Source organism: Bacillus xiamenensis, from assembly GCF_000300535.1.
GTDB classification, from domain to species: domain Bacteria; phylum Bacillota; class Bacilli; order Bacillales; family Bacillaceae; genus Bacillus; species Bacillus xiamenensis.
The window spans coordinates 1-15165 of sequence record NZ_AMSH01000013.1; the positions used below are offsets into that span (position 1 = coordinate 1).

A 15165-nucleotide genomic window follows, 5' to 3' on the forward strand; every position below is an offset into this window, starting at 1 on the left:
TTTGTCTCACTTTATGGGGTCAGTCCCGTTTGATATGGTCCCCTCTAAGTAGACAGTGTGAAAAATCCAAGAACATATCTTGGCTGTATCACTATACTTGGAGGGGATTTTTTATGGCGAGAAAAGGACAACAATTTCAACACGATTCCAAAGAATGTAAGGTTTGAAGGGCAGTCATTCCCAAAGGGGAAACTGCCTGGATAATGCCTGTATTGAATCATTTTTCTCCCATCTCAAAACAGAGACACTTACTTTTCTTCGTCTCAAACGGAAGAAGAGCTTCATAAAAGCATAGAAGATTACATTCAATTCTATAATCACGATTGATTCAAGAAAAAATTAAACCAGTGTGCTCCGGTAGAATACCGTCACACACTGGCAGCTTAGGCTTTTTATATTTGTCTACTTGACAGGGGTAAGACCAGATTTAATGATTATTCAGCAAATGAGTCAATGCCTTCTATGATTTCGCAAAGAAGATATTCAAAGAAGTGGTCTTTGGCATAAATCGTATTTTTTTCATAGGGGGACCAATTAAGAACTGGGCACTCGCCATCTTTCATTTGGTTTGTGTCAAGCACCATCATATAAGGACCGTGATTGACTATAACCACATAGCCATTAGGAAGTCCTTGCTCTTGAAAAGTGCGAGTGGTTTCAATAACAGTTGATTCTTCAATTTCGCCCGGCGATCCACCTTCAATCCATATACCTAAAATACCGCCAGTTCCAAATTGTTTGATATACCATTTGTAACTCTCAGGGAGCTTTACATTTAATTCTCTTTCTATATAAGAGACTTCCTCATCAGTCAAACTGCCATAAATTACACTATCTTCATCTTGATATTTTTTAAAGTAATTTAGAATCATATCTTCAACCAACATTGTGTTTCCTCTTTCTATAATTTATTTAAAATCTCTTGGGCTCTAGATTTCCAATAATTCTTTTTGAAATTATTGTATTGTTTTTCTAAAATGGGGTTATTTCGAAAACTTTGGCCAGTCTTAATGATGCCATGGAGTTCCTTTTTAAATTTAGTATGTTTATTTTGAGAAAGTTCAATCATTGCCCCAGGTTCTTTTTGAATAGAGTGATGTAATTCAATCATACTTCCATCTTTATCATAAGGTGAGTAGCCACCTTTTGCAAGTTCAAGGTTTGTTTTTCCGCGTCCTTTTTTAGGCTAATAATTCCAGTCAATATTATTCATTCTATAGACTCTTCTATCAATTTTTTTCACTTTTTTAGCGACTGTTACAGTCCCTTTAACTTCATAAGCTGTATATCTATTTCCTGTTTTTTCTAACCAAGTTAAATTTTCTTTTTTTGATGTGAATTTTGGTTTTTTGGAACTTTGTAGCAATTTTCTCTGTGCAGAATTTACTACTTTACCTGTACGACCCATCGGCCCCATGATAATTGCAGCAGAATTAAGAGCTATGTCTGTATTAGTTAGGGAAGTTCCGTTTAGTGTTTTACCAGATAAGATCTCACTTAGGGCCAATATATCACCAGTTCCCGGAGCGACGTAGGCTACATTTGTGATAAAGTTTTCCATTAAACCACTATACATTTTACCTGCATTAGCTACCCCACTTGTAGAAGCGGATAAATGAATTTCAGAAGTGTAAATATTAGCTTTGACATTTTGGAGTTGAATTAATTTAGGGTTAATATCGAGTTTTGGATTCTTTAATCTATTGATATGTTTCTGCATTTGCTTAATATCTTTTTCAGCAGCTTTATTAGCAATATTCAATTGATTTGTAGCCGAATCGAGACCATTATGAATGCTTGTCATAGAACTTATAATTTGTTTGTTAGCTTGAGCTATAAGTCTGTTATTCGCTGTCATATCTTTATTCAATTGTTTAGTCATGCGATTTGCTGAATTTACACTTTTCATAACTTCTATATAATTTTGATCAGTTTCTTTCTTAATTTCAGCCATACGTTTTCCAAAGTTATCAATTAATCTATTATACCCTTCAACTGTTTTCACAGTACCTTTAATTAACTTAATAATATCTTTGTATATAGATAATAATTTTTTATAAGCAACTTCCCCTTCTTTTTTTATTTGTGCGATTTTTTTCTTTGAATTTTTTTCTTGTTCTTCATAAGCTTTTTTAAACCATTTTTTAAAAAGTGGGTTTTCAATTATTTCCATACTATCTTCAAGTTTCTTAATATCTTTAGAATCTACTTTATATAGTTTTGCTATCTTAATAACTAATTCTGTATCTGATGATGCGTTTGCTTTATTTTGATAAGGTTCAAATAAAGTAGAGAATGATAATACTAGTATTAGTAAAATAGGTACTAAAGTTCTTAACAAATTTTTATTTCTTTTCAAATAAAACACTCCTTAATAAGTTGTAGACTTATATTAATATAAAAAATGGTTAAAAACACCAAAAAATATAAATTTAAGGTTATTTTAAGAATGGCAGTTTCTTATACCATTTTTATAATGATAAATAAATTTATAAAAATTCATGAAATCAATTGGTTTTAATTAAAATTCAAGGGTTAAAATGTAAAATTAAGTTGCGTAAAGAGACAGTGGAGGCCTGACGACCGCATGAAGTTTTACTGACGAAGGATTTATTGGCTAAGAAGTGAAAAATGGATTATGAGAAAATAAAAAAATCACTATCTATTTATTGATAAGTTAGAAGTGTGATTAAAGGGCAACTGAGGCGAACAGCTGAAGAGAATTGTGGACTTGGATATTGAAAAATCGTTGTATCTTTAAAACGGGTACGACGATTCCAGCTAATGGTCGAGTGATGGGGAACGAGGGCATTGAGGTTTAAACCTAAAGACCATCTATACGCCATGTTATAGGAAATTTCTTTTTCAAGTTGTCTTTCAGAGCGGATACCATACAGGTATCCGATAAACATCATTTTGAACAAAATAAGTGGGTCAAGAGAAGGACGACCTTTATTCTCACTATAATACGGTTTTACTTTATCTGCGATAAATGAAAAATCAATGTACTGATCAATTTTACGAAGCAGGTGATCCTCTTCGACCAGTTGATCTAGCAATACAAATTCGGCTTCGTGCTGAGAAGAATTTCTAGTGTGGAACATGAGAAAAACACCTTCCTTTAGTATGCTTTTCTCTATTATAAAATGAGGGGATGGAAACTTTAAGGAAAAAATTAAAGCTGTCGAGATTTTCTCGACAGCCTGAGCTCATCTTTGGAGATGAGCTTTTTAAATGTCTTTATTCTTCATAAGAGTGAATACACTCTATGACGTCAAAGAAGATCTTCTCTTCGTCAGGTGAACAATTGATCTTGATCTACAACAATCACATATAAAAACGACCCTATTCTATTTTATCTTTTAGGTGTATTTTTAAAGGTATCAAATCGGAAATCGACGAATTTAGTAGTACGTTTAAAAGAATTAAATCATTGAAATGAAGGGAGAATGAAATGTTAACTATTCGTCGTATCTATCAAAAAAATTATCCTAAAGGAAAACAAGTATATTATCAATATACATCTGAAAAATACTATGAAATTCATATGGAAACCAGTCACAATGGTTGGAACATTTCCCTTACAGAAGAAGTATTTGAAGCTCCAGTTAAAAAAAATCTAAAAGAGGAGATTTTTGATCCATATAAAGAGGGTTCAGAGGTTTACGTGTCAGAGATGAACGGTGAAGAAACTGGAATTATAGTCATTCAATACATGAAATGGAATAATACATTACTCATTCATGATTTATATGTGGATAAACAATTTAAAAGAAAAGGTATTGGCAGCACTCTCATTAAAATGGCACAAAAACGAGCTCGTGAATTGAGAGTTAGAATGATTGTATTAGAAACCCAATCATCCAATTTTTCAGCTATCCAGTTTTATTTGAAAAATGGCTTTCAACTGATTGGATTAAATGTCAACTCTTATTCAAATGAAGATATAAAGAAAAAGGAAATTCGCATCGAAATGGGGTGCCTTATAGAAAATCACAAATAGCTTCTTTAGGGCACACCGCCCTCGATATGCATGTCCAGTTCCAAACTGTTTTATATATACCATTTATAACGATCAGGAAGCGTGTCATTTCATTCTTTTACTACATGGGAGACTTCTTCATCTCAAAGAACGTAAATGACACTGTCCTCATCTTAGACTATCCTCTACAATTCCTTCATTTTTCCATTCTACTATATTAAAAAAGAACAATGTGATTCCCCAAAATTTCAACTCCTTCAAAAAGTATGAAAAAAATATGACCAAAGCATGATAAGTTCATGAAATCGTATCAATCCGATTGAGATTTAAGAAGGAACATGTAAAATAAGGTTACATAAAGAAAAACAAAAGCAACAGCGGAGGCTGATGATGAAAATATTAATGATTGAAGATAACCAGAGTGTTTGTACAATGACAGATATGTTTTTTCAACGAGAAGGATTTCAAGTGGAATTCGTCCACGATGGACTAGAAGGATTGAATCGGTTTAAGCAAGAGGAGGATTGGGATCTGCTCATCCTAGATGTCATGCTCCCTTCTATGGATGGTCTTACCATTTGTCAAAAGGTGCGCAAGATCAGTGATGTTCCCATTATCATGCTGACAGCAAAGGAAACCGAATCTGATCAGGTACTTGGCTTTGATCTTGGAGCAGATGATTATGTGACGAAACCTTTTAGTCCTCTGACCTTAATGGCAAGAATCAAAGCGGTGAAAAGGCGCTTTGCTCATACATCCGTTCAAGAAGAAGCAAAAGAGGATGAACGACTGGTGACCGCACATTTTCAGTTGGATAAGAAAACGAGAGAAGTTTTTCTCGAAGGGAAGCGGATTGAGAATTTGACACCAAAAGAATACGATCTGCTGTGCTTTTTTATTCAGCATCCTCGGCAAGTGTTTTCACGGGAACAATTGCTGGAACAAATTTGGGGATATCAATTTTATGGAGATGAACGAACAGTTGACGTTCATATTAAACGGCTTCGCCAAAAAATTGGGGACGGGCCTAAGCCCTTTTTGTATACAGTATGGGGTGTAGGGTATAAGTTCGATGAAGATTAAATATTTTTACCAGCTGCTGATTAGTCACCTTGGGTTATTGCTCATTGCCATCATTATTATCAGCACCCTTTTGTCTCATTTTGTGAAGGATATTGCCTATCAAAACAGGGTAGATGAAATGAGCTCGTATGGGAATGAAATCTTGGAGAATTATAAACAGCTTCCTAAAACCGAGATGAACTTCCGTCTTCGTCCATTTGAAGATATTCTCTCGACAAGACAAATTCGCTTTTTCGTGTTTGATGAGAATGGGGATGTTTTGTCTCAGCAGCAAGGGATGCCGCCGCATGAAGCTTTGCTGACAAAAGATTTATGGGCCAAGCTTTCCAAAGGAGAGCAAATCATTGTAAAGCGGAGTGATTCACGCCGTCTTGATCAAGAAGCTTCCCTTGTGGCACTTCCTGTCATGGAGGACGGAAAGCTGAAGGGCGGGGTCGTTCTCATTGCCCCAATCCAAGGAGCGGAAGAACTGATTGCTCAGATGAATCGTTATCTGTATATCATCGTGTTTGTGGCACTGACGATTACCTTTATTCTCAGTCTGTTTCTGTCTAAATTTCACGTGAACCGGATCAAAAAATTGAGAGAGGCAACGGAGAAGATTGCGCAAGGCGATTACAACATCAACCTTGAAAACAAACACTTCGATGAAATCGGTACACTTAGTGAGGATTTCAATATGATGGCCAAACGCCTTCAACAATCAAGAGAGGAAATTGACCGGCTCGAAAAACGGAGACGACAATTTATCGCGGATGTGTCGCACGAATTAAAAACACCGCTGACCACCATTCGAGGATTGGTCGAATGGCTGAACACAGCGGATGGTGTGCCCGCAGAAGAGAAAGAGAAATGCTATGCATTAATTACAGACGAGACAAAACGAATGCTGCGCCTCGTCAATGAAAATATGGATTATGAGAAAATTAGATCGAATCAAATTACCCTTCAAAAATTTCACTATCCACTCATTGATACGTTTGAAGTGATCAAAGAGCAGCTCAACCGAATCGCAGAAGAGAAAAACAATCAGCTGATTGTAAACGTTGATCCTGAGCAAAAGGTATATGCAGATTATGACCGGCTCATTCAAATTTTAGTGAATATCACAAAGAACGCCATTCAATTTACAGAGGGCGGCCTTATTTTCTTAAGAGGGAAGCAAGGCGATGGGGAAACGATCATTGAAGTGGAAGACACGGGCATTGGCATTGCGCCAGAAGAAGTCAAACACATATGGGAACGTTTTTATAAAGCGGATATTTCGAGAACGAATACGCCTTATGGAGAATACGGACTTGGCCTGTCCATCGTGAAGCAGCTTGTGGACTTGCATGACGGACATATTGATTTAAAAAGTGAGAAACATAAGGGAACGACATTTATCATCCGTTTGCCGCTTCCACAGGAAAAGGGCTAATCTCGGGTTTAACCAGACAAACCCTCGTATTCGGTGCTGACGAATGTCAAATTCGCTCCGCTCCAGTGCTCGTTTCAAGGGTTTTCTATCACGCTGAAAAGAAGAAAAAGGGATAATCCGAGTTTAGAACTTTTTGGTGTATCATAATTTTTTTTGTTTTTGAATTCGCTCCGCTCCAGTGCTCGTTTCAAGGGTTTTCTATCACGCTGAAAAGAAGAAAAAGGGCTAATCCGAGTTTAGCCCTTTTTGGTGTATCATCATTCATTCTGTTTTTGAAAACGTCAAGCCGATGTGGGCAAGCGCCTGCGGTAAATCTTTGCGAATGGTGATGTCTTTAAATGAAATATTCGACTGAATCGCACTAAGCGCAAGGTCTTGCTTAATGCCGGTTAAAACAGCTGAAATGCCTAAAAGTCTTAACGTTTGTGCGTAGCTGACCAAATATTGAATGCTTTGTTCATTTAGCCGTTTTGTTCCCGATACATCAATGACCAAATGAGAGAGCGACAGCCTGTAGCTTTCCTGTAAAATGGTCTCTAAAATATGCTGAGCACGTGTTTCCTCGATATCTCCAAGAAGAGGAAGCACGGCGACACCGTCAACAACTGGAACAATCGGTACAGACAATTGCTGAATCTGCCGATTGGCTCGATCAAGTTCCAGGACATAACTCAATAGAGAGGCCATCGTTTCAAACATATGAACATGCTCCTCTGTAAACTGCTTCGGTCTTAAATCAAGTCCACAGATTGTTCCATAGTTCGTCCCATCTGTAAAATCAATCGGTACCCCAATAAATGAGCCGCTTTGGAGCCGATTGGTTACCTCTAAGTATTTAGAGCGCTTATCCAATCGAATATCAGGGATGACGAGTGTATCCTGATGATCGACCGCCAGCTTGCAAAATGTCTTCTCGTAAGGCAGTGTTTCTCCCTCTTCAAGAAGCTGCTCGTCATGATTCAGCACCTTCACCATTTGATTGGTGGTTTGATCATTTTTAGCAATAAACAGTGTATTCACATCAATGAATTGGCTCATCATGTTTAAAATACTTGTAGAAGCATCATGAAAATTGCGAAACTGTTTTAATAGTTGTTGACGAGGCATGGATTAGGACTCCTTGTAGCTCCGATCAAAGGCCGGAACAATAGTTGATTTGTTTCTATCATACAAAATCAAACGAGAAATAGATATACTTTAATGCGCAAATCAGTTCGAATCGCGCGAGAACAAAAAGACTGCCGATCCGGAGATCTGACAGTCTGCTAATTAAATGGAGACAGGCACAGTCGACATAGAGAAAAATTCCTCATACAAGGCTTGAACGGCTTCTTTTTCTTGAGCCGCTTTGACGCCAAACATCATGCTCACCTCTGAAGAGCCTTGATTGATCATTTCAATATTCACTTTCGCTTTTGACAGTGCTTGAGCCGCTCTTGCTGTTGTACCAACATTATGACGCATCGCTTCTCCTACGACCATAATCAGGGAGAGATTGCGTTCTAAAACGACTTCATCGGCTTCAAGCACGAGCTTCAAGCGGTCTAAAAGCTCTTGTTCAATATGCTGCTCCTCAAGCTGATCCTGTCTTAAGATAATGGTCATATCATCAATGCCTGAAGGAACGTGTTCATAAGTAAGTCCATATTCCTCTAACGTTTGCAGCACCTTACGTCCAAAACCGACTTCTCGGTTCATTAAATACTTGCTGATATAAATGCTGCAAAATCCCTTGTCTGAGGCGATTCCCACAACAGGGCCATTCGTATGATCCCGTTGATTCACAATTTTCGTGCCTTTTGCAGATGGGTTATTGGTGTTTTTAATCTGAACAGGAATGCCTGCCCGAAAGGCTGGAATGAGTGCTTCATCATGAAATACAGAAAAACCCGCATAGGACAGTTCACGCATTTCACGATACGTCAGCTCTGTAATTTCCTTTGGCTCATGAACGATCGTTGGATTGACAGCGTAGACGGCATCCACATCCGTAAAGTTTTCATACACATCTGCCTTCAGTCCGTTTGCCAAGATGGAACCAGTAATGTCTGATCCACTGCGGGAAAAAGTGACGATATCACCCGCTAGACTAAAACCGAAAAATCCAGGAAACACAATGATGCCAGAGCGTTCTCTTAATTTGTACAAATGATCATACGATTCTGGAAGGACTTGCGCTTGACCAGGTTCATCGCTTACAAATAGACCGGCTTCTTTCGGATTCACATAGTGTGCTTCGACACCTTGATGCTGAAAATACGCTGCAATCAGCTTTGCGTTATTATCTTCACCGCTTGCTTTAATCGCATCAAGATAACGTTCAGGATGAGCCGAATCAGCCTGTAATAAGGCGTCTACATCGCGGCGGATGGTATCAATAATATCATGACCTAACCCCAGCTCATCCGCAATCGACGCATACCGCTCGATGACGGCTTCCTGTAAATCATGTGCTTCACCCAAACGTAAATATTGTTCACCACAGCTAATTAATAGATCGGTGACCTTCGTATCCGTTGAATGCCGTTTTCCTGGTGCGGAAACAACGACTGCTTTTCGAGCTGGATCTGCTGTGACAATGTCAAATACCTTTTGCAGCTGCTTGCCAGAAGCAAGAGAACTGCCACCAAATTTAACGACCTTCAATGCATACATCTCCTATAGTAAAAATTTTCTCACAAATTGAATAGTTTCTATTATCAACTCTTTTCTTTAAATTATCAAGGTTTTTCTTCTCTGTAAAAACAAATGTATTTTTGGAGAGGACGATTTAAGTGTATATATGAAAAAAAAGCCGGCGATATGCCGAGCTCTTTGTCTTTATGAAGAAGAGGAGGAAGAAGATAGCTCCTGCTTCATCATTTTGTTTTCACGTTTTTCTTTTAAGAAGAACGAGAGGACAAGTCCAATGACCGCAATAGCACCAGACACGATAAATGATGTATTCATGCCATGCACGGCTGACTTCATTGGATCGGATAATGCTGCATTTGCAGCAGAGCTGCTCATAATGGAGACAAGCACAGCCGTCCCGATAGAGCCGCCCATTTGTCTCATCGTATTATTCATCGCTGTCCCGTGCGGAATCAGGTGCGGTGGTAAAGAGTTAATCCCGGCTGTTGTCAGCGGCATCATGATCATGCCAACCCCAATTAAGCGAAGCGTGTAGGCCACGGTAATGAGGGCAATTGATGAATCAAGGCTCAGCATCATAAATGGCAGGGAAGTGACAGCTAATATCGTAAACCCACCTAGAGCCAGCCCTTTACCGCCGACTTTATCAAAAATTCGTCCGATAATCGGTGATAGGAATCCCATAAAGAGAGCCCCTGGCAATAAGATCAGCCCTGTATCAAGGGCAGATAACCCTCTGACATTCTGCGTATAGAGCGGCAGAATCGTCTCTGTTCCAATCAGTAAAGCAAAGACAAGCATACCGAGGAAAGTCGTTAAGCTGAAGATCGCAAACTTAAAGACGCCAAACTCAAGCATCGGTCTTTTCAAATTCGACTGACGCAGGATAAAGAAGAACAAGCTCACAGCGCCGACAATGAGTGAAATCAGAACGGTCGCACTCGTCCAGCCATACGTTCCGACACTAGAAAATCCGTACAGCAGCCCGCCAAATCCGAAGGAAGACAGGATGACCGATAAGACATCGATACGAGTGTCTCTTTGCTGTGTGACATTTTTCATTAAGAAGAAAGCAAGAATGAGATCAAGGATACCGATTGGAAGAACAATATAGAATAAGAACTTCCAGCTAAAGGAATCGATAATCCAGCCGCCCAGTGTTGGTCCAAGCGCCGGTGCGAATGAAATCACAAGTCCGACCATACCCATGGCCTGCCCGCGTTTTTCTTTTGGGAAAATGGTTAAAAAGATCGTTTGCATGAGCGGCAATAAAATCCCTGCACCGGCTGCCTGCACAATACGTGCTGCAAGAAGCACCGGGAAGTTCGTGGCGAACGAAGCAAGGATTGTACCTGCTGTAAAAATGCTAAGCGCCGTTAAAACTAAAGAACGGCTTGAAAATTTCTCAATTAAGAAAGCCGTAATGGGGATGAGAATCCCGTTTGTCAGCATAAAGGCTGTTGTGAGCCATTGACCTTTGCTGACATCAATATTGAATTCCTGCATGATATGCGGGATCGCTGGAATGAGCAGTGTTTGGTTAAGTATGGCGACGAATGCCCCAACGAGGAAAATCCCAACAATCACAGGTCGATTATACGATGTTGTTGATTGGTTCATGTTATCCCTTCTTTATCTATAAAATAATGCTTTTCAGCTGTGACACGCTATGTGATAAAACGCTGTTTTTGCCTAAATAATCAAGCAATGAGCGGATTAAAAAGTTTCTCGGTTGGTCCTTTGACAGCTCTTGACTTAGCAGCTCAAACGCAGAGAGGAGATCGTCCTTTTCTTCTCCGTTTGATAGTGTATGAAGCTCTTGTTTCATCTTTGTTAAGTACGAGATGATAAGCTTTTCTTCATCATATTCTTCCTGTGTGGAAAGCAAATAAGAGTCCATCAGCTGATCTGTTAATACAGGCTCAATGGAGCAAGGCTTTATTGATACACGGTCCATTACACCGATGATCATTTCGGCGGCATTTTCTAATTGGATGTTCTTGTGCTCAATCGCCAACATCAAGATGAATTCTCTCATTAATCCGTTGAGGACAATCACAAGATCCCACACATAAGGCGCAACAGATTCACCATATGTGCTTAAAATGATGTCTCTGTGCCGCTGCATGATAATGGAGCGTGTCTCACGTAAATGCTTAATGACGATGGGCGAATGTTGTGAAAAAGCTTCAAAGGACAGCATATTCAAAAATTTATGATTCTCTTTAAACTCTTCAAGCTCAAGCTTAATCTTTTTTGTGAATTTTTCCTTTTTGGACAGCGTCGTTTCGGAATGAATGATCTGAGAAATCTCTCTCATTTTGCGCTGATTGTATTTAATCAGTTCCAATAGAAGAGCTTCCTTTGAATCAAACAGTTTATAAATAGACGCTTTTGATATTTTACAGGCATCAGCAATTGACTGCATGGAGACACTCATATAGCCTTTTTGAGAAAATAATTTCTTCGATACCCGCAAAATCTCTTCTTGCTTTTCGTTCATCTTCATAAGTCCTTTCCGAATCGGCAAAACCATATGGTCACAATGGAAACCGAGTGGTCACTTTTGCTATGATAACAAAACCAATGGCACATGACAAGAAAATGAACTTAAAAAAATACATGTCTCAATGACATGTATCCGATTGTTGACAAAGGGCTAAAATGAACTTTATTTTAGCCCTTTGTCTTCTTTGTCATAGGCGAGTAACGAGATTGTATGTTAGAACAAAATACGATACATTTATCGTATGAATAATCCAAATCATCCAACCCAAGAAAACATGAGACTCATTTCTGTACTGCAAGCATTGGCTGACCCTGTTCGGCTGGAAATTGTCCGCTGCTTAGCAGAAGCGGGTGAAAGGACTTGCGGTGCGTATAAAATGAACATTGCAAAATCCACGCTTTCCCATCACTTCAAAGTGCTAAGAGAGGCAGGCATCGTGAAAGTGAGAATTGACGGGAAGCACCGTTACTATTCTCTCAGAAAGGACAACATTGATACCGCTTTTCCAGGCCTCTTGTCATCCGTTTTAGCTGTAGGCCAAGAGCGGTGGTAAGAGAGTCTTGCATCAGCAAATGAAAAATCCCAAGGTAACAACGCCTTGGGGATTTTTGATCCGCCTCGTTCAAAACGAGTTATGCCAATGAATGATCTATAGACAAATGGACAATTTCATATGTGTGGACCTTCTTGTCTATATTCTCTGGTAATGAGTCCAAAAAAGAATATTTTACGAGCTTCCATTTATCAGGGTTATATACGATGACTTCTCCCTTAGTGTCGTTAAAATGAGAAAAGAGATGAGAGATATCTAGGGTTTCAAGGCAATCGGTAGGATGAATCGTCACATATTCTTCAAGAACGTATTTGCTACAATTAAAATCATGCGTGAAATGGACGGAATACGTGATACCAATATGGATTTGTTTCCAGCCAAAAGAACGTAAAATATGATCAAAAGACCCTTTAAACACAAAATCAGTCATGCCCTCAGCTTGTTTCCAAATATACAATGGGCAATAGCCATTGTGTAAACTCCTATGTTTGTCTTTTTCAGTGATCAAATAAGCCTTAAATAATAAATCCTTATATCCATCTGTTTTCCATCCATTGTCCATCACTCTTCTTCTAATGATATTCATATCATAATCTGCAGGCAGATCAATATGATATTGCATGGCATGCATCGAAACACTCCCTTTCAATAGCCATCATAAGCGACTTCAAATCTTCTGAATAATACATATTTGTGTTATTGTTATCACAAAAAGTGATAGGTGATCATGATGAATATAAATGATTTGATTATTTTTATAGAGGTGTATCAAAAAGAATCGATTAATCAAGCGGCTAAAGCTTTAGGGTATGCTCAATCCAATATATCTCAAAGAATCAAATCGCTTGAAACGTTATATGACTCAACATTTTTTATCAGGCATCATGATGGAATCAGTTCAACAGGACAGGGGGATTTATTTTATCAATACGCTCAAAAAGTCATAAAAGAAACGAAGGCCATTCAACAAAAATTGACTTCAAAGAAAAAGAACATTTTATGCTCTGAAATTCTATTTAACGTCTTATACGAGCAACATGTTCTAGAGGATATTCAATTCACTGATTTTATCATTGCCTCATCGAGTACGATCAACAAAAAGCTAACAGAGGATATTTATGATCAAATCATTTCTTTTAATCAAATTGAAAAAGTGGAATATCAATTAAAAGAGGTCAAGAGCATAGCATTGAACTTATATGGAAAATCAAAAGATATATACGATGATCATATTTCATTGGTCGTAAATCGTGATCAGCTTTGCCCATTAAGACATGAGGCCACGCGTATGCTAGGTGATCGTACTCTATTTGAGTTAGATTCGTTTGAAGGAATGATCAAAATCGTTGAACAGGGAGATGGTATTGCGTTACTGCCAACCAACTTAAAAAGCCTTCAAACGCTCGTGAAATTGCTGGAGAAAAATATTCACATTAACTATTACGTTTATGAAAGAATATGATCGTAACACTCCTTTATCGGTATACCCCATCAAAGGAGTGTCAGGATTCATCTACATAGGCTGTTTTATGTCCCATAAATCGACTCATACAGGCGTTTCACCGCAGGTTCAATATCCTCTGGCCGCATATGAGAGAAGCCGAGGACAAGCGGGACAAAGCCTTCTTGATGACCGGGTACATGCTCATCGAGAGTAAAACGGTCCATCCCGTACATTTGCAGCTTTCTTTCTTTGGCACGCTGTAAAATCTCATGCTGCGTTCGATCTGAGCGGAACTCTGCGATAAAATGTAGCCCTGCATTTTCCCCAATAATTTGTACGTTGTCACCAAAGACAGTGTCGAGCTCTCCGATGAGCTGCTTTCTTTTTTCTTCATATAATCCATTCATTCTCTTAATATGACGCTGATACGCTCCATCTTTTATAAAATGAAGAAGGGTGTATTGTGTAAAAAGGTTGGCCGTTTGAATGAAAAAGTGCTGCTCTTCCTTATAGCGTCTCAATAAATGCTGCGGCAGCACCATGTAGCTTAGCCGCAAACCGGGCAGCAATGATTTCGAAAAAGTCCCCATATAAATGACTTTGTCATATCGATCAAGACTTTGTAGCGCGGGTATGCTGTCTGTGCCATACTTAAATTCACTATCATAATCATCCTCAATGATATAACGGTCTTGCTGATCAGCCGCCCAGTTTAACAGCTGAATCCGCCTGGAAATCGGCATGATCACCCCTGTTGGGAACTGATGTGAAGGGGTAATGATTAAGACATTCGGCTGTTTTTGGTGAATATCGCTCATCCGCACACCTTTTTGATCAATGCCAATCGTTTCAATTCGGTGGTGATTGTTTTTGAGCATTTGATACAGTCTGCGGTAGCCGGGGTTTTCTAATCCATATATTTGATCGGCCGGAAGAATGCTTGATAACGAATGAATCAGTGATTGTGTACCTGCACTTAAAATGAGCTGTTCAGGATAGCATTTGACCCCTCGCGCAAGTCCAATCAGCCGGGCAATCGTTTCCCGCAGCTCATAAACGCCTTGTGGATGCGGAAGCTCACCAAACGCTTCATGGTGGAGATGAATCGCCTTTTGTTCACTTTTCAGCCAGCTTTTAAATGGAAAATTGGCTGTATCAACAGAAATATGTGAAAAAGAATACCAGTCGTCTCGCGCAATAGGTTCTTCCTTTAAATCCGCTGGAAGGGAAGAGGGTTTCAACTGACCTGATTCATGAAACGTTTCTAGTGATTCCACAAAAAAACCTTTCCGCTCAACCGAATATAAATATCCTTCGGCAAGCAGCTGCTGATATGCGCCATTCACCGAATTAACGCTGACTTTTAATGTATCGGCTAACTCTCGTTTAGAGGGTAATTGATCGTGAGGCTGAAGATTTCTATTTAAAATTTCATCTTTAATTTTTGTATAGATTTGATGATAAATATATCCGTTTTCTCCTGTTTGATCTAGTTGAATTGTCAGCATGTCGTCATTTCATCCTCTCTGGTACCATCAAA

Annotated in this window: 13 protein-coding genes and 3 pseudogenes; 6 read left to right on the forward strand and 10 right to left on the reverse strand. The window is 38.9% G+C overall.

The annotated features are described in order from the left end of the window. Window positions 1-163: 163 nt before the first annotated feature. Window positions 164-327, forward strand: a pseudogene (locus BA1_RS19765) (IS3 family transposase); the annotation flags it as partial. A 107-nt stretch (window positions 328-434) separates the two neighbouring features. On the opposite strand, the gene BA1_RS06680 reads toward BA1_RS19765, so the two are convergent. From BA1_RS06680 to BA1_RS06690, 4 genes and pseudogenes are all read right to left on the reverse strand, one after another. Next, window positions 435-887 carry an SMI1/KNR4 family protein gene (locus BA1_RS06680; RefSeq protein WP_008357011.1) on the reverse strand — a complete coding sequence of 151 codons (453 nt, stop codon included), beginning with the start codon at window positions 885-887 and terminating at the stop codon, window positions 435-437. A 14-nt stretch (window positions 888-901) separates the two neighbouring features. Continuing rightward, window positions 902-1153, reverse strand: a pseudogene (locus BA1_RS18370) (HNH/ENDO VII family nuclease); the annotation flags it as partial. A gap of 33 nt (window positions 1154-1186) precedes the next feature. After that, the gene (locus BA1_RS18375) at window positions 1187-2359 is read right to left on the reverse strand and encodes a hypothetical protein (protein WP_008357020.1); all 1173 of its coding nucleotides are present in this window, start codon (window positions 2357-2359) and stop codon (window positions 1187-1189) included. 379 nt (window positions 2360-2738) lie between these two features. Next, window positions 2739-3104: pseudogene (locus BA1_RS06690) on the reverse strand (transposase); the annotation flags it as partial. A 350-nt stretch (window positions 3105-3454) separates the two neighbouring features. Here BA1_RS06690 and BA1_RS06695 point away from each other — a divergent pair. The 3 genes from BA1_RS06695 (at window position 3455) to BA1_RS06705 (ending at window position 6485) form a co-directional block, all read left to right on the forward strand. Further along, window positions 3455-4003, forward strand: a complete 549-nt coding sequence (locus BA1_RS06695) for a GNAT family N-acetyltransferase (protein WP_008357024.1) — start codon at window positions 3455-3457, stop codon at window positions 4001-4003. Window positions 4004-4372: 369 nt separating this feature from the next. Then, on the forward strand, window positions 4373-5065 hold the full coding sequence (locus BA1_RS06700) for a response regulator transcription factor (protein ID WP_008357026.1): 693 nt from the start codon (window positions 4373-4375) through the stop codon (window positions 5063-5065). After that, entirely contained in the window at window positions 5055-6485 is a 1431-nt protein-coding gene (locus BA1_RS06705; RefSeq protein WP_008357028.1) for a sensor histidine kinase, read from the forward strand. Before BA1_RS06700 ends, BA1_RS06705 begins: the two co-directional genes overlap by 11 nt. A 261-nt stretch (window positions 6486-6746) precedes the next feature. Here BA1_RS06705 and BA1_RS06710 read toward each other — a convergent pair whose 3' ends face one another. The 4 genes from BA1_RS06710 to BA1_RS06725 all read right to left on the reverse strand — a co-directional run bounded on the left by BA1_RS06710 (window position 6747) and on the right by BA1_RS06725 (window position 11622). After that, window positions 6747-7592, reverse strand: coding sequence for a GAF domain-containing protein (locus tag BA1_RS06710; RefSeq protein WP_008357029.1), 846 nt, complete (start codon window positions 7590-7592; stop codon window positions 6747-6749). Window positions 7593-7754: 162 nt separating this feature from the next. After that, complete coding sequence (locus BA1_RS06715) at window positions 7755-9131, reverse strand: aspartate kinase (protein ID WP_008357030.1); 1377 nt, start codon at window positions 9129-9131, stop codon at window positions 7755-7757. Window positions 9132-9305: 174 nt separating this feature from the next. Further along, entirely contained in the window at window positions 9306-10739 is a 1434-nt protein-coding gene (locus BA1_RS06720; RefSeq protein ID WP_008357031.1) for an MDR family MFS transporter, read from the reverse strand. A gap of 16 nt (window positions 10740-10755) precedes the next feature. After that, entirely contained in the window at window positions 10756-11622 is an 867-nt protein-coding gene (locus BA1_RS06725) for a TetR/AcrR family transcriptional regulator (RefSeq protein WP_008357032.1), read from the reverse strand. A gap of 247 nt (window positions 11623-11869) precedes the next feature. Between BA1_RS06725 and BA1_RS06730 the strand changes: the two genes are divergently transcribed. Then, the gene (locus BA1_RS06730) at window positions 11870-12181 is read left to right on the forward strand and encodes an ArsR/SmtB family transcription factor (RefSeq protein WP_008357033.1); all 312 of its coding nucleotides are present in this window, start codon (window positions 11870-11872) and stop codon (window positions 12179-12181) included. 79 nt (window positions 12182-12260) lie between these two features. On the opposite strand, the gene BA1_RS06735 is transcribed toward BA1_RS06730, so the two are convergent. Next, on the reverse strand, window positions 12261-12812 hold the full coding sequence (locus BA1_RS06735) for a DUF4865 family protein (protein ID WP_008357042.1): 552 nt from the start codon (window positions 12810-12812) through the stop codon (window positions 12261-12263). A 99-nt stretch (window positions 12813-12911) separates the two neighbouring features. Here BA1_RS06735 and BA1_RS06740 point away from each other — a divergent pair, with 99 nt between their 5' ends. Beyond that, window positions 12912-13643 carry a LysR family transcriptional regulator gene (locus BA1_RS06740; RefSeq protein WP_034738606.1) on the forward strand — a complete coding sequence of 244 codons (732 nt, stop codon included), beginning with the start codon at window positions 12912-12914 and terminating at the stop codon, window positions 13641-13643. A gap of 65 nt (window positions 13644-13708) precedes the next feature. Here BA1_RS06740 and gabR read toward each other — a convergent pair whose 3' ends face one another. After that, window positions 13709-15133 (reverse strand): MocR-like transcriptional regulator GabR, encoded by a 1425-nt coding sequence (gene gabR, locus BA1_RS06745; protein ID WP_008357046.1) that lies wholly within the window; start codon window positions 15131-15133, stop codon window positions 13709-13711. Window positions 15134-15165: the final 32 nt, after the last annotated feature.

What these genes read in the sequence shown, in the direction of transcription:
- BA1_RS06680 (WP_008357011.1), bottom strand. Translation starts at nt 887, where the DNA reads ATGTTGGTTGAAGATATGATTCTAAATTACTTTAAAAAATATCAAGAT.
- BA1_RS06695 (WP_008357024.1), top strand. Translation starts at nt 3,455, where the DNA reads ATGTTAACTATTCGTCGTATCTATCAAAAAAATTATCCTAAAGGAAAA.
- BA1_RS06700 (WP_008357026.1), top strand. Translation starts at nt 4,373, where the DNA reads ATGAAAATATTAATGATTGAAGATAACCAGAGTGTTTGTACAATGACA.
- BA1_RS06705 (WP_008357028.1), top strand. Translation starts at nt 5,055, where the DNA reads ATGAAGATTAAATATTTTTACCAGCTGCTGATTAGTCACCTTGGGTTA.
- BA1_RS06710 (WP_008357029.1), bottom strand. Translation starts at nt 7,592, where the DNA reads ATGCCTCGTCAACAACTATTAAAACAGTTTCGCAATTTTCATGATGCT.
- BA1_RS06720 (WP_008357031.1), bottom strand. Translation starts at nt 10,739, where the DNA reads ATGAACCAATCAACAACATCGTATAATCGACCTGTGATTGTTGGGATT.
- BA1_RS06725 (WP_008357032.1), bottom strand. Translation starts at nt 11,622, where the DNA reads ATGAACGAAAAGCAAGAAGAGATTTTGCGGGTATCGAAGAAATTATTT.
- BA1_RS06730 (WP_008357033.1), top strand. Translation starts at nt 11,870, where the DNA reads ATGAATAATCCAAATCATCCAACCCAAGAAAACATGAGACTCATTTCT.
- BA1_RS06735 (WP_008357042.1), bottom strand. Translation starts at nt 12,812, where the DNA reads ATGCATGCCATGCAATATCATATTGATCTGCCTGCAGATTATGATATG.
- BA1_RS06740 (WP_034738606.1), top strand. Translation starts at nt 12,912, where the DNA reads ATGAATATAAATGATTTGATTATTTTTATAGAGGTGTATCAAAAAGAA.
- gabR (WP_008357046.1), bottom strand. Translation starts at nt 15,133, where the DNA reads ATGCTGACAATTCAACTAGATCAAACAGGAGAAAACGGATATATTTAT.